At 67.3% G+C, this 14,116-nt stretch carries 13 protein-coding genes; 2 read left to right on the forward strand and 11 right to left on the reverse strand.

Annotation, left to right across the window (positions count from 1 at the left end):
* The coding region (locus AB0I19_RS20790; protein ID WP_357150614.1) for a hypothetical protein at positions 1 to 227 on the forward strand (227 nt) is incomplete at its 5' end.
* A gap of 67 nt (positions 228 to 294) precedes the next feature.
* On the opposite strand, the gene AB0I19_RS20795 is transcribed toward AB0I19_RS20790, so the two are convergent.
* The 10 genes from AB0I19_RS20795 to AB0I19_RS20840 all read right to left on the reverse strand — a co-directional run bounded on the left by AB0I19_RS20795 (position 295) and on the right by AB0I19_RS20840 (position 12,258).
* The gene (locus AB0I19_RS20795; protein WP_067497071.1) at positions 295 to 990 is read right to left on the reverse strand and encodes a hypothetical protein; all 696 of its coding nucleotides are present in this window, start codon (positions 988 to 990) and stop codon (positions 295 to 297) included.
* 292 nt (positions 991 to 1,282) lie between these two features.
* A complete protein-coding gene (locus AB0I19_RS20800; protein ID WP_357150615.1) occupies positions 1,283 to 2,095 on the reverse strand; it encodes an ABC transporter permease in 813 nt (270 codons plus the stop codon).
* Positions 2,092 to 3,255: an ABC transporter substrate-binding protein gene (locus AB0I19_RS20805; RefSeq protein WP_357150616.1), complete on the reverse strand. Its 1,164-nt coding sequence runs from the start codon at positions 3,253 to 3,255 to the stop codon at positions 2,092 to 2,094. Before AB0I19_RS20805 ends, AB0I19_RS20800 begins: the two co-directional genes overlap by 4 nt.
* Positions 3,252 to 3,911 (reverse strand): ATP-binding cassette domain-containing protein, encoded by a 660-nt coding sequence (locus AB0I19_RS20810; protein ID WP_357150778.1) that lies wholly within the window; start codon positions 3,909 to 3,911, stop codon positions 3,252 to 3,254. The genes AB0I19_RS20805 and AB0I19_RS20810 overlap by 4 nt, the downstream gene beginning before the upstream one ends.
* Positions 3,912 to 4,040: 129 nt before the next feature.
* Entirely contained in the window at positions 4,041 to 4,670 is a 630-nt protein-coding gene (locus AB0I19_RS20815; RefSeq protein WP_181698768.1) for a methyltransferase domain-containing protein, read from the reverse strand.
* 29 nt (positions 4,671 to 4,699) lie between these two features.
* Positions 4,700 to 6,124, reverse strand: a complete 1,425-nt coding sequence (locus tag AB0I19_RS20820; protein WP_356985539.1) for a cytochrome P450 — start codon at positions 6,122 to 6,124, stop codon at positions 4,700 to 4,702.
* Positions 6,124 to 6,840: a class I SAM-dependent methyltransferase gene (locus AB0I19_RS20825; protein WP_357150617.1), complete on the reverse strand. Its 717-nt coding sequence runs from the start codon at positions 6,838 to 6,840 to the stop codon at positions 6,124 to 6,126. The genes AB0I19_RS20820 and AB0I19_RS20825 overlap by 1 nt, the downstream gene beginning before the upstream one ends.
* 17 nt (positions 6,841 to 6,857) lie before the next feature.
* Positions 6,858 to 10,049, reverse strand: coding sequence for a thiamine pyrophosphate-dependent enzyme (locus AB0I19_RS20830; protein WP_357150618.1), 3,192 nt, complete (start codon positions 10,047 to 10,049; stop codon positions 6,858 to 6,860).
* Positions 10,046 to 11,113: an aminotransferase class I/II-fold pyridoxal phosphate-dependent enzyme gene (locus AB0I19_RS20835; protein WP_357150619.1), complete on the reverse strand. Its 1,068-nt coding sequence runs from the start codon at positions 11,111 to 11,113 to the stop codon at positions 10,046 to 10,048. The genes AB0I19_RS20830 and AB0I19_RS20835 overlap by 4 nt, the downstream gene beginning before the upstream one ends.
* 20 nt (positions 11,114 to 11,133) lie before the next feature.
* Positions 11,134 to 12,258 (reverse strand): UbiA family prenyltransferase, encoded by a 1,125-nt coding sequence (locus AB0I19_RS20840; protein ID WP_357150620.1) that lies wholly within the window; start codon positions 12,256 to 12,258, stop codon positions 11,134 to 11,136.
* Between the two features lie 93 nt (positions 12,259 to 12,351).
* Here AB0I19_RS20840 and AB0I19_RS20845 point away from each other — a divergent pair, with 93 nt between their 5' ends.
* Complete coding sequence (locus AB0I19_RS20845; RefSeq protein ID WP_357150621.1) at positions 12,352 to 13,212, forward strand: haloalkane dehalogenase; 861 nt, start codon at positions 12,352 to 12,354, stop codon at positions 13,210 to 13,212.
* Here the strand turns inward: AB0I19_RS20845 and AB0I19_RS20850 are convergent.
* Positions 13,209 to 14,114: a bile acid:sodium symporter family protein gene (locus AB0I19_RS20850; RefSeq protein ID WP_357150622.1), complete on the reverse strand. Its 906-nt coding sequence runs from the start codon at positions 14,112 to 14,114 to the stop codon at positions 13,209 to 13,211. The genes AB0I19_RS20845 and AB0I19_RS20850 overlap by 4 nt on opposite strands.
* Between the last annotated feature and the right edge of the window lie 2 nt (positions 14,115 to 14,116).

The following is a 14,116-nucleotide window of genomic DNA, read 5'->3' on the forward strand; positions in this document are numbered from 1 at the left end:
CCGGCTTGGGTCAGGCGCTCGTCCGGGAACGCGAAGCGGACGCCATCGAGAAGGTCGGCCGCGCCGAGGCCGCCGTGCTGCGGCGCAGGCGCGAGTCTCGAGCGCTGTTCGCGCGGCCCTCCAGGGGCCGCGCTCGAGCGCGCCAGCGCTCCAAAAACACAGCCCAATACCTTTGTGGTGCACAAAACACCAAGGTGGTTCCTTACAACTGGGACCCCACCACCTAACGAACCCCGCCCCGAACACACGAAAAGCCCCGCTCCCTAACAGGAGCGGGGCTTCCACAGCGAGCCTCTACTTCGGCTTGTCAGCCCAAACAGTAGTGCCGTCCGGCGCCTGCAGCACCTGCAGCAGCTCCAGGCCGGTCACAGCCATCACCGGTCCACCGATGGCGATCATGCCGATGATGCCGCCGGCCGCGGCGCCGACCGTCAAGCCGGGCAGGCAGCCCAGCGGGATGGTGACGACGCAACCGATGACGGCGCCGATGGCGGTGCCGACGAAGGTGCCGATGGCGGTGCCGATGCTGAACTTCGAGGAGAAGTCGTTGATCGCCTTCTGGTTCTCCTGAGCGGAGGCGATCTCCTGGCCCTGCAGGACCGGCTTGACCGCGACCGGCTGGGCCGCGATTTCGACGCCCTGGGGACGTTCCGGCGTCAGTTCGAGCACCGTGGAGTCCTTGACGACCTCAGCCTTGGTCGGGATCTCCGTGCCGGAGATCGAGAAGGCGATCGGCATGGCCATGACGACAGCACCGGTGCTGTCTTTGATCTCGGCGACCTGGGTCTTCGGCGCTTCGGGAGTCTCCCCCTCCTGCTCCACCAGCGAGAAGGTCCCGTTCTTCACGGTGGCGACCACGGTCTTGTCGACCAGCTTCACCGAGTACTTGATGCCCTCGGGCGCCACGGGCTCAGCATGCGACGTCCCAGCGGCCACCGTCATGGCCCCGATAACCAAGGCGGCACCCGCAACGGTTTTACGGATGTTCATTGAAGTTCCTATCCATCAGGTGTGGTGCGGCGTGCGATCAAGCGACACGCGAGACTCGTCAAGCGGGTGCACCCTTGTGAGATGCTCCCAACTTCTCCCCGAGCAGTGTGAAGACCGGCACAGCAGACAGAACGTCTGGAGCCTAGTAGACCGAAACCCCTGATGCCAGCACAGTTTCCAGGGGCATGGGTGAGGCTGCCCTAACCCATGCCGCCGGCAGAGGGGGTTTCCCATGCTCAATCACAAACACGACCCAACCGGGGCAAACATGTCAGTGACATACATCACATAATCATCGATACGTACGGCTGTTCAGGGACCGCCCCGGCAACCTGCCCGCAAGGAAATCGACGGCGAATCCGAGCACGCCGATCACCAGGATGATGGCAACCACCTGATCGTAGGCGAGCTGATCACGGGCATTGAGGATCTGGTACCCGAGTCCCGATCGCACACCGAGCATCTCGGCGGGCACGAGCACGATCCAGGCCGTGCCGAGCCCGAGCCGCAGCCCGGTGCGGATGTGGTCGCGCACCGCCGGAATGATGACCACGCGCAGCTGCTCGGCGCGGGTCGCGTGGAACGAGCGCGCCACGTCGAGGAAGCCGCGGTCGATGGCGTGCACCCCGGCCACCGTGTTCAGCATGATCGGCCACACGGCCGCCGCGGCGACGAGGAAGTACACCGGCTGGTTGCCGATGCCGAACACGGCGATGGCGATCGGGGTCCACGACAGCGGCGAGATCATCCGCAGAAACTGCACCACCGGCGAGGCGGCCTGTTCGATCCGCGTGCTGAGCCCGATCAGCAACCCGATCGGCACACCGAGCACGGTGGCGATCGCGAGCCCGATCAGCAACCGCCACAGGCTGATTCCGGCGTCGGACACGAGCACACCGCGTTCGTGCAGATCGGCGATGGCGGGCAGCACGTGCTGGGGCGCGGTGCGGCGCAGCAGCGAGTGTTCCGGCGAGAGCACCGTGGTCGCCGTCCACCACAACCCGACGGTGACGAGCACGGCGAGCACCGGCGGCCACACCCTGGCCAGAACCGAGCGCGAGACGGTCGAGCCGGTTTTCGGTGGGGCTTGGGTCGTTGTAGTCACAGCAGGTGCACCTGTTCAGTTCGGTCGAGACCCGTGAGCCCGAACGCTTGTCGCCCACCCTGTGCGGCAAGGGAATTCAGCACGAAGGTGTCGTCGACGAGCTCGCTGTGCGCGCGGGCCGGGTCGAGGGTGTCGAGGAAGCCCCGGTCGCCGTCGACGACGGTCTCGTGCATCTCCTCGACCAGCCGCCGGGTGAAGCTCGGGTACGGGTAGGGCTGGAATCCCACCAGCTGCGGCGACCAGTCGGGCCGCTGGAACTGGTAGGGCGGGTTGGGATAGGCGAGCGCGGTCCGCACGGCGGGCAAGGGTTGCGGCAGGTAGCTGCCGGTGGTGAGCGCTTCCGCGGCGCGCGGCCGGTCGGTGCCGATGCGCAGCTGCGCCGCGACCACCGCGTCGGTCACGGCCTGGACGGCGTGCGGCCGTTCGGCGATCACGTCGTCGCGGGTCACCAGCACGCAGCAGGCGTGTTCACGCCACACGTCACCGAGGAACACGTGGATGCGCCCGATCTTCTTGATCTGGGCGATGGCGTTGAACGGATCGGCGACCACATAGCCGGAGATGGACCTGTTGGCCAGGGCGGGAACCATATCCGAGGGACTCATCACGATGAGCTCGACGGTCCTTTTGGCGCGCGACGCGGTCCGGCGAACCACGGGCGTGATGTCGTGTGCGCGCAGTAGTTTCTGCAGCACGATGTTGTGGATCGACCACCAGAACGGAATGGCCACCTGGGTGCCGATCAACTGTTCCAGCTCGGTGATGTCGGGTGCGACGGTGAGCGCCGACCCGTTGGTGTGGTTCCACCCGAGCACCCGCACATTCGCCCCGAGCACCTGCCGCAGCTGAATCGCCATGGGCATCAACAGATGCGCCACATCCACCTGACGGGAGACGAACGCTTCCGCCAGCCCCGACCAGCTGCGGAACATCACCGGTTTGGCGCTGCTCACCGACCCCGCGGGGTAGAGGTGTGCCGAGTGCGCGATCAGCAGCGGCGCCGCGTCGGTGATCGGCAGGTACCCGATGCGCAGCGCCTGTTCGCGCCGTTGCCCGGCGCCTGCCGCGCTGCGGACCAGGTCGGCCGAGCCGTAGAGCCCGGCGGCCGCGGTGAGCCCGGCCGCCCCGGCGAGCAGGTGCCGTCGTGAAAGCCCGCTCACGACACCACTACTTCGTCCGGGTGGTACTGCCCGAGGATATCGGCGCGCAGCGCGTCGCCACCGTCGCGCACCTCGGTCCATTCGCGCCGGATGCGGCCCTTGTCGAGCAGCACGATGCGGTCGGCCAGATCCATCGCCTCGTCCACGTCGTGGGTGATGAGCACGACCGTCGCCTCGATCTCGGTGACGAGTTCGGCCAGCCATTTCCGCAGGTCCTGGCGGGTTGCTGGGTCGAGGGCGCTGAACGGTTCGTCGAGCAGCAGCAGCCGTGGCCGGGTGGCCGCCGCGCGCAGCACTGCGACGCGCTGCGCCTGCCCACCCGACAGCTCGCCGGGGTACCGCTGCGCCAGCGACCCCAATCCGAAACGGGCAAGCAGGGTTTCGGGGTAGTCCTTGTCGAACTCGCGCCGGTGCGCGGCGAACCGGCCGGCCAGCGAGATGTTGTCGATGACGGTGAGCCAGGGCAGCAGCAGCGCCTGCTGGAAAACCACCCCGGTACGCGGCCGGGCACCGTCGGTGCTCCAGCTGATGGTTCCGGCGGTCAGCTGTTCGAGTCCGGCCAGCACACGCAGCAGCGTCGATTTGCCGCTGCCGCTCGGGCCGAGCACGGCGAGGAATTCACCGCGGTCCACGTGGAAGTCCACGTCGTCGAGCACGGTGCTTTCGCCGAATGTCTTGCCACCGCCGTCGACTTTCAGTTCCCAGATACTCAATTCGGCCGTCTCTCGAGAATGTGTCACCAAGGGCCGCGCGCACCGACGTCGACGCCGGTGCGCGCGGAATGCCTACGCGCCTTTGACGCCGGTCAGGCGGGTGTACATGCCGCCGTGCAGGTAGTCGACGACCACGTCGGTGAGCCGGTCACGGAAGACCTGCTCGAACGGGTGCAGTTCCCGGAAATGCGATCCGACGATGCCCGACTTCACGAAGTTGTAGCCGTTGATCGGGTACCGGCTCAGCCCCGACGTGCGCGGCAGCGCGTCGATGATGCGCACCTGGGTGCCCGGCGTGAGGTTGCCGAGCAGTTCGGCCAGCTTGTCCGACGGGTGCGGCACACAACTGAACGCGATGCAACTGAACAGCACGTCCACGTCCTGGTTCACGGGCAGTTCGGCGATGTCCTCGGTGAGCAAAGTGACGTTGGGCCAATGATTCTCGTCGACCCGCTTCTGCGCCTTGGCGAGGATGGCGGCGTTGTTGTCCACCCCGATCACGTGCCCGGTCGGCCCGACAGCGGAGAGCAACGCCGGGAAGGCGAGGCCGGTGCCGCAGCCGAGGTCGGCCACCTTCTTACCGGTGAGGTCGAGGCCTTCGACCAGGCCCGGATGCAGTTTGTCGATGCCACCGAGCGACAGGAACCACGCCGTCCGGTCGTAGATGGGGGCCGCGATGTCGTACCGCTCTGCGAATTTCATGCGAATCTCTCAGATCTCTCGTCGGTGGGTTATCGGGGGGTGAGCCGGACGTTGAAGCCGCCCTTGATCATCGGTGCGAGGCCGGGGTCTTCCACGAGCTGCCAGTTCGGCGGGAGCTCGATCTTGTAGCGGCTGAAGATGAGCGCGACCAGGTACGGCGCGATGAGGTAACCGAGCTGCGCGCCGGTGCAACGGTGCGGGCCCGCGCCCCAGGCCAGGTAGTGCAGCACGCGCGGCTGGTCGACCCGTTTGCTCTGGTCGTAGAAGCGTTCGGGGTCGAACACGTCGGGGTCGGTCCACCAGCGTGGGTCGCGGTGGATCGTCGAGATCGGCACGCCGAGCATGGTGTTGGGTGCGATGTCGTAGCCCTGGTAGTTCGCGCCCCGCGCGGTGAATCGCAGCAGCAGTGGAAGGCCCTGCATGCGCATGCCTTCCTCGAAGCACGCCTTCACCCAGTGCATGCTGCGCACCGATTCGATGGTCGGCTTGGACAGGTCGACCGAACTCGCCTCTTCGACCAGCCGGTTCTTGGCTTCCTCGGCCAGGCAGGTGCGCACGACGGTCTGGGTGATGGCGCCCGCCGTCGTGCCGTAGGAGGCACTGGTCATGGTCGCCACGTCGAAGCACAAGTCCCAGAACGTCATCGGGGTCTTGAGCTTCTTGTAACCGGCGAGCATGCCGTCGAGCACGTCGTTGTAGGTGCCCAGCGACGGCGAGTTCTGCCGTTCGACCACCCGATCGCGCACGATCTTGCCCGCCGAGTACACCGCCCACGGCCGGATCTTGTACCGGCCCCACGGGCGAACCAGATTCGGCGGGTCCGCGATCTTCAGCGTAGAACCGAGGAACTTCGTGAACGTCGACAGACCGTCGTGCAGATCGTGAATTTCCTTGGGCGTGAACGGTTCCGTGAAGGTCTGGGCCAGCACGCCGCGCAGCAGTGTCTGGAAGATCGCCTCCTGCAGATCGGTCACCCCGTCGGCGTCGGTCGCGGCGGCGATATTCGATTCGAGGCTTGCCAGGTAGGCATCGGCGTTGGCGTGGAAGGTGCTCTTGAGACCGTCGCGGGTCACCAGCGGGCTGACGATTCGGCGCCGCTCGCGGAACAATTCGCCCTCGATGAACGACAAACCGTTCTGCCGCTTGGCAATCGCGGGATGGTAGTTACCGAACTTGCTGTAGTCGCCGGAGGTGTCGCCCATCGCCGCGTGTGCGTCTTCTGGATTGGCGATCACCACCAGGTCGCGCAGCGGCAATTTGATCCGCACGACATCCCCGTATTGGCGCACCGCGTCCCGCAGGAATTTGTTGCGGTCCTTGGCGTATTCCGGATAGGAGCCCATGATCCGGTGGCCGGGCGGGCCGGGCAGGTGTCGGTTGGAGAGCCTGCGACTGGTGATTCCGGTGACGGATGGCACCTTCTCCGCCGTGGCGTGGGGACATTTCTCGGTCATCACAAACCTTTCCTCTTACGGAAGACGTGGGCACGGACCAGCCCGCCGAGGTGCCGGGCCGTGGATTCCAGTTCCAGGCCGGCGTTCTCGCAGCGCGCGAGGGTGTGTTCGACGCCGCGATCGAGTTCGACTTCCCTGGTCATGTGGGCGACGGAATCCATGCCCGCGACGGCGGCGACACCGCGGATGAGTCGCAGCCGCAGTTTCAGCAGGTTGCGCAGCAGCGGGCTGTCGGGCATGGCGAGTTCGATCAGCAGGAACCGTCCGTCGGCGCGCAGCACCCGGACCGTTTCGGCGAGCGCGGCGGCGGGGTCGTCCATGTCGTCGAGCGCGAAACACATCACGGCGGCGTCGAAACTCGACGACGGGAAGTCGAGCGATTCCGCGCTGCCGACGGCGAGCTGCCAGTCGTTGCTCGGCCGCTTGCGGCGCAACCGAGCGAACTTCCGCTCGGCGACGGCGAGCATCTGCTCGTTGAGGTCGACGGCGACATACGACAGGCGCAGCGGGTACACCGCCGCCAGGGCAGCGCCGATCTCGGCCGTCCCGGCGGCGATATCGAGCACTTCCGCACCCGGCCGCAGGTCGAGCGCGCGGACGGCGCGGCGGCGCAACCGTTTGTCGCCACCGAGAGTGAGCAGCGAGTTCACCGCGTCGTAGCGCGGTGCGATTCGGGTGAACATGGCCTGCGGGGTGGCAGGGCGTGTTCCGGCCATCGCGATCTCCTCGGGTTTCACCGGCGCGGGTCGGCGCGACGCGCGACGCGCACCGCCTTCTCCGCGCCGAAGGCCAGCAGGGTGGACAGGGCGCCGGTGCGGGCGTTCTTGCCGTCGCGGGCCCACCCGGTGAGCAGGCCGGCGAATTGGCGGATGTGCGCGCGTCCGGCGAGCACGGGTGCTTCGGCGGCGGGGATTCTGGCGTCGATCAGCGTCGGCCCGTTCCCGGCGAGTGCGGTGCGCAAGGCGTTGCCGAACTCCTTGGCGCTGCGCACGGTTGTCGCGCGCACCCCGCAGTGCCTGGCGAACCCGGCGAAGTCGATTTCGTGGAAACCCGACGCACGGTCGGGCCAGCCCATGATCCAGCTCTCGAATTTGATCGCGGCCAGGGCGTTGTTGTTGAACACCACGATCACCAGCGGTGAACGCACGTCGGCGGCGTTGCGCAGTTCGGCCAGGGTGATGCCGATGCCGCCGTCGCCGACGATCGCCACGGACACCTCGTCGGGGTGGCGCACGGCCACGTCGACGGCGGCGGGTACCGCGAATCCCATGGTCGCGAACGAGGCGGTCCACAGGTAACGGTGGGCCGAGCGCACGTAGCGGTAGGCCCAGAGCGTGTTGATGCCGACGTCGACGCTCAAGGTGGACGGCTTGTCGAGACCCGCGAGTTCGTTGTCGATGATCTGGGCCACCGTGGCGGCGCGCAGCTTGCGTGCGCTCTCCCTCGGCTTGCGGCGCGGCCGTTCGGCGACCTCGGGTGCGTCGCGTTCCTCGCCGAGCAGGCTGACCAGAGCTTCGATGGTTTCGCGCGCGTCACCGAGCAGACCGACCGAATCCGACGGGAGGCGAAGGAAGGTGAGCGGGTCGGTGTTCACCGAGATCACCGGGTTGTGCCCGACCATCTCGAAAGCCGACCCGCGCCAGGACACTCCGACAACGATGACAAGCCCGCTGCGCCGGACCCGCTGCATGGCGTCGTCGGTCCCGGAGGTGCCCACCAGTCCCGCGCAGTGTTCGCCGACCACGTCGGCCGCCAGCGCACCCATCGTGCAGTAGAGCGGACTGCCTGTGCGGGCGGCCAATTCGACGAGTTCGCGTCGCGCGCCCGCCGCCCCGCGCCCGACGATGATGGAGATGTCCTCGGCGGCGGCGATGAGTTCGGCGGCCCGCACGATGTCCTCGGGTGCGGCGGTCGCGCGGCCGGGCAGCCCGATCAACGACGGCGGGATCGCGAACGACCGCGCGCTGTCCACGAGGGCGACGCTGTTGCGGGCGGCGATCGCGGCGCGTGTCACGTGGATGTGGGTGACGCCGCGTCCACCACCGGCGATGGTCGTGAAGGCGTCGCGCAGCCGGACCGCGTCCTTGTCACCACCGTCGAGAACCACCGAGACGGCGGCGATATCGGCGAGCACGTCGACGGGATCGAGCAGCCAGGGTGTGGTCTCGACGGAGACGAGCACCACGGACGCGTCGTCGAAGGCGGCGTCGTAGAGCCCGTTGAGCTGGCCGAGGAGTTCGGCAGGTGAGGTGACCACCGCGCAGGAGGTGGTTCCGTCGGCCTTGTACGCCGCGGTCGCCCGCATGGCCGCGGCCTGGACATCGGCGACGACGTGCAGGTCCCGCTCAGCGGTGGCACCGAGCCGCGCGCGGCTGTTCTTCGACAGGTACGCGGAGCCGATGCCCCGGTGCGCGAGTGCCGCGAACAGATCGGTGACGTAGTCGACGACTTCGACATCCGGCGCCGGAGCGGGCCGGTCGTCCGCGAGCGCCGAGGTGAGGACGAGCGCCGGACCGTGCCGGTCCTCGCTCAGGCGCGACCGCAGTTCGGTGGCGTCGCCGGCCCAGAACACCCCGATACCGAACGCCTTGGCCAGGTCGCTCACCGGCACACCGGGCTCGGCCCGGCACACCACGGTCACCGGCACGTCGTAGCGTGCGGCAGTGGAGAATTCGGAGATGTACTGGTCGAGCGAGTCCAGGTCGGTGAGCGCGTAGGAGCGAGCGCCGTTCGCGAGGGCCAGACCGATGGCCAGCGGCAGCGCCGAACCCTCAGCCTCGAAATTCCAGGAACTGTGCAGGTGTGCGCGCTCGCCGAGATAGCGGCGGGCGAGTTCCCTCGTCGCCCCGGGGTCGACCGCCACCGACGCACCGGCGAGCGCGTCGGCGAGCACACCCCAGCCCTCGGGTGCGTTCGGATCTGTCGGTGCGACTGGGGCGCTCGCCGCGGCCGGGGTACCGCGCCTGCTCCACACGGCCGAAACCAGCGCGTGCAGGATCTGCGGAACCTCCCCGGCGATCCCGATCCGCCTGCTCTCCTCGTCGAAGCCAGAGGTGGCCACATCGGTGATCTCGAGCAGCAGCTCGAGCGAGGGAAAGTGCCGTGCCCCACCGGCGGTCGGCCTGCCGATCAACAGCACCTGCCGGGCGTCGGACTCCTCGACCGGCGGCACCGACCAGTCCGGAATCCCCGCTTCGGGCAGGGCGACGATCGGCACATCCAGCGCGTCCGCGAGCAGCAACGCACAGTCCGCGACCGCCCGGCCGCCCGCGCCGAGCACGATGACACCCGGTGTGGAGCAAAGGTATTCGGCCAGGTCTTCGACGCGCTTCTTGTCCATGTCGGGCGCTGTCCGTGCGCCGAACCGGTACGGGCTCTGTTGTTCGATCCGCTCGAGGGGCGAGTTGAGCACGTCGGACGGCACGGCCAGGTGCGCGGAGGTCTGTTCGAGCCGCACCGACAGCACCGTCTGATCGAAGACGGCGAGCTGGTCGGGCGAGACGATGTCGGTGGAGCGCCACGTTCCGTCACGGAACAGTCGCGCCGAGTCGATCTCCTGGAACGATTTCGTGCCGATCTCGGCGCGCGCCACCTGGCCGGAGATCGCCAGCACCGGCACCCGGTCGTAGAGCCCGCCGTACACGCCGGGCAACAGGTGCGTGGCACCCGGTCCGGCGGTGCCGAAGCACACCCCGACGGTGCCCGACCCCTGCGCGTAACCGACCGCCATCCAGGCGGCCGCACTCTCGTGCCGCACCGCGATCAGTTCGATCTCCGACCGCCGCCCTACCGCGTCGACCAGGCAGTTCACCGATTCGGCAGGCATGCCGAACAGGTAGCGCACATCGTGGCCGATCAGCCGGTCGACCAGGGCGTCGGCGAACCGTGGCCGCCCGAGCACGTCGGCGCCCAGATTGGTGTTCATCTGCATGTCAGTGCCTCCACTCGTCTGTATCCCCGCGCGAGTACGTCGACGACGTCGGCGAGGTGCCCCCTGGCAGGAACCGTGATCCGGACGCCCGCGTCCGGGTAGCAGCGCACCGCGATGCCCGACTCGGCGAGGTACGCCACGAGTGCCGCCGGATTCGGCGTGGGCACCCAGACGAAGTTGCCGGACGAATCGGGCACGTCGATGCCGTGTCCGCGAATGGCCGCGATGAACTCGGCCCGCACCGAGATCACCGAATCGACCTGTGCCTCCAGCTCGTTCACCACGCCGAGCGAGGCGACGGCCGCGGCCACCGCGAGCCGGTTCACCCCGAACGGCATGGCCATCGACCGGCAGGCGCCGATCAGGTCACCGTGCCCGACCGCGTATCCGACCCGCAGCCCCGCCAGCCCGTACGCCTTCGAAAAGGTTCGAAGCACAACCAGATTGGGGTGTTCCTTGGCCATTCGCAGCGCCGCCGACCGGTCGGTGTCACGGTCGAATTCGATATACGCCTCGTCCACCACGACGACCGTGTGGTCCGGCACTCGTGCCAGTACCTGCTCGATCTCCTCGGGCGTCACCTGTTCACCGGTCGGGTTGTGTGGTGAGCAGATCAGGAGCGCGGCCGCGTCGTCGCCCGCCGCGGCGACCATCTCCGTCAAGGGCTGCCATCGGTTCGGTGTCCCGATCACCGGCACCGCGATACCGCCCGCACCGAGGACCACCCGTTCGTAGGCGTCGAACGCGGGCACCGCGTAGACGACCCGCCCACCGTGTCCGGCGACCCAGCGCAGCAGATAGGCGAGCACACCGACACTGCCCGGCCCGACGACGACCTGATCCGGTGTGCAACCCGCGAATTCGGCTATGGCACCGCGCAAATCGCCGTACGCGGCGGCGGGGTAGGCGGCCGCGTGTTCGACCTCGTCGGCGATCGCGGTGCGCACGCTCGGCAGGGGCGCGAACGGCAGCGCGTTGTTGGACAGGTCGAGTGCGGCCGCCGAGGTATCGGCCTCCTCACCGGATCGATATTCGTTCAGCAATACCGTGTCGCGCACCGCTGTCGTCCTTTCCGCCGTCACCCGATGTCTTCCTTTTTCCGGGTATCGAGTTTCAGCGCGTCCATAGCGAAAATGACCACCAGAGATCCGGCGACAACAAGCAGCGAAGTAACAGATGGATCCGCCAGCAAAACCCAGGTAGACAGATATCCCGTCGATACGATCATGTCGAATCGAAGCATGTTGTTCGCCGATTGATTGTCGTCGCGCAAGATCATCCGCGCACCTTGCGCACAGGCCACCGGGAACCAGGCCAGCGCGAACAAATATTTCGCTTCGAATTGCCCGGCAACCACCAGGAAAAGCGGACCGAGATAAACGAGAAAAGTGGCGACGGCAGCAGCGACAGCCGCCTGCTGTCGTGTCGCGAAAATGGTGGCCGACGTCGACAATCCAGCTTGGCGGTCGCCCTCGAAATCGGGCAGGTTCTTCACGAATCCCTTCGCGACGAACCAGACCAACAAATATGCGGCCATGCTGAGGAAGGACCAATTTCCCACGATCGCCGGACCGTTCTCCACGACGGCCGGTGCCATCAGGAACGGCAATGCCACATCGAGCGCGAAGAACACGAGCGAACCCATCGGCCGCGCCTTCATCCGCAGCGGCGGCAACGAGTACTGGTGGGCGATGAGCAGGCACAGGGCCGTGAGCAGCAGGAATGCCGGGCTCAACACGGCCGCGGCCACGAGCATCACCGCACCGGCGGCGTAACTGCTCCGCAGCAGGCGCCGACGACCGTACAGGCCGAGCAGGTACAGCCGGGCCGGAATGTTCTGGTTGTCCTCCGCGATATCGGAATAGGCATTGAACAGATTCGCCACAGCGCTGTAGAGGAATGTGACGAAGAAGCCGAGCAGCACGTCGATACCCATCGGCACGTCCAGCAGTACACAACCCAGATAAAACGCGAGCATGCCGGGCAGACAGGTGCGCGGCCGCGCGAACGAGAGAAACAGGCCGACCCGTTCCACCGTGCCTGTGGTGAACCCGTCGGACGAGTTCACCCAGTCGATTCTTTTCTCCGCCGATTTATGCAGAAATTCGTCAAGCGTCGGTTCAGGAATTGTTCCAGTCACAATCAAAGCCCACTCGTCACCCGTTTGCGGCCCGGCCGCGGAAGAGGCGGCTGGGGCGACCATACCCGAGTTCGGAAAGGAGCGGCAGTGTGTGCAACCGGCGCTTTCTCCGGTTGCACACTCCGGCCGTTTCACAAATGGGGTATAGGTTTCCCTATGCTGATCGACTTCGTGCCCGACAAGAACCTCTACCCCTTCGAGTCACGCTGGTTCGACTCGTCCGCAGGCCGTGTCCACTACATCGATGAGGGATCGGGGCCGACGATTCTGTTCTGCCACGGCGTCCCCGCCTGGAGCTTCCTCTACCGTCACGTCATCGCCGAGCTGCGCACCAGGTACCGGTGCGTCGCCGTCGACTATCTCGGCTTCGGCTTGTCGGAGCGGCCCGAGGGTTTCGGCTACACCGTCGCCGAGCACACCGGCATCCTCGGCGAGCTCATCGACCACCTCGGCCTCGACGACTACGTGCTGATGGGGCACGACTGGGGTGGCCCGATCGGCTTGGGTGCCAGCATCCCGAGAGCGGACCGCCTGCGCGGAATCGTGCTGGGCAACACCATCTTCTGGCCCATCGAGGCGATGGCGAACCGCGTCTTCGCCCAGGCCATCCGCACCGGACCGATGCAGCGGCGGGTTCTGGAGCAGAACTTCCTCGTCGAGCGCGTGTTGCTGTCGGAACTCGGTAAGACGTTGAGCCCGGCCGAGATCGACCACTACCGGTTGGTGCAGCCGTCGCCGCAGGCACGCAAGGGTCTCGCGGTGATCGCCAAGCAGATCGTCGACGCCCGCCCACTGATGACTCAGCTCGCCCGCGACGTGCCCGCGGTCCTCGCCGACAAGCCGACGCTGCTGGTCTGGGGCATGCGCGACATGGTGTACCGGCCCAAGGCCCACATCCCCCGCATGGTGTCGACCTTCACCGACGTGGAGGTCGTCGAGCTGCCGCAGGCCCGCCAGTTCATCCAGGAGCACGCGCCCGTCGAGATCGCCGAGGCCATCGCCAAACGGTTCCCCTAGCTCAGGGGCAGCGCGGTCGCGGCGACCGGCGCGGACGCACCCGATTCCGTGCGGGACCGTCGCGCCAGCAGGAACGCCGCGACCGCCGCCGGCCCACCCATCACGATCCCGTAGGTCGCGGCGGGCACCGCCATCGCCTCGCTGCCCAGCGCCGACACCGCGACCGCGATGGCCAGCGTCGCGTTGTGGATGCCGATCTCCATGGACGAGGCGATGGCCTGCCGGATATCGACCCCGAACCAGCGGGGCACGTAATAGCCGACTGCCAGGCTCAGCACAGACAGCAGCACTGTGATCGCGCCGAGCTTGCCGAAGTTCGCACGCAGCGTGTCGAATTCGGACCCGACCGCCACGCCGACCGCCATGACCAGCACCACCATGGAACCGAGCTTCACCGGTTTACCCATCCGGTCGGCGAAGGCGGGCCGCGCGTGCCTGATCCACATCCCGACGGCCACCGGCACCAGCACGATGACGATCACCTGCACCAGCTTGGCCGGTTGCAGCCCGACCGAGGCGTCACCGTCCATGAACGCCGCCACCGACAGGGTGATCACGATCGGCATGGTGAACGCCGCGATCACCGAGTTGATCGCGGTGAGCATGATGTTGAGCGCCACATCGCCGCCGGCGAGGTGGCTGAACAGGTTGGCCGAGGTGCCGCCCGGCGAGGCGACGAGCAGCATCATGCCGACCGCGAGCACCCCGGTGAGCCCGAAGGCGAGCACGAGCAGCACACAGATCAGCGGCAGCACCACGAGCTGGCAGACGAGGGCGACGGCCGCCGCTTTCGGATGGCGGACCACCCGCCGGAAGTCGTCCGGTGTCAGGGTGAGTCCGAGGCCGAGCATCACCACCACGAGCGCGATCGGCAGCACCACCGCGAATTGCGAAGAACCCATCA

This window comes from Nocardia sp. NPDC050413 (genome assembly GCF_040655475.1).
Taxonomy (GTDB): Bacteria; Actinomycetota; Actinomycetes; order Mycobacteriales; family Mycobacteriaceae; genus Nocardia; species Nocardia coubleae.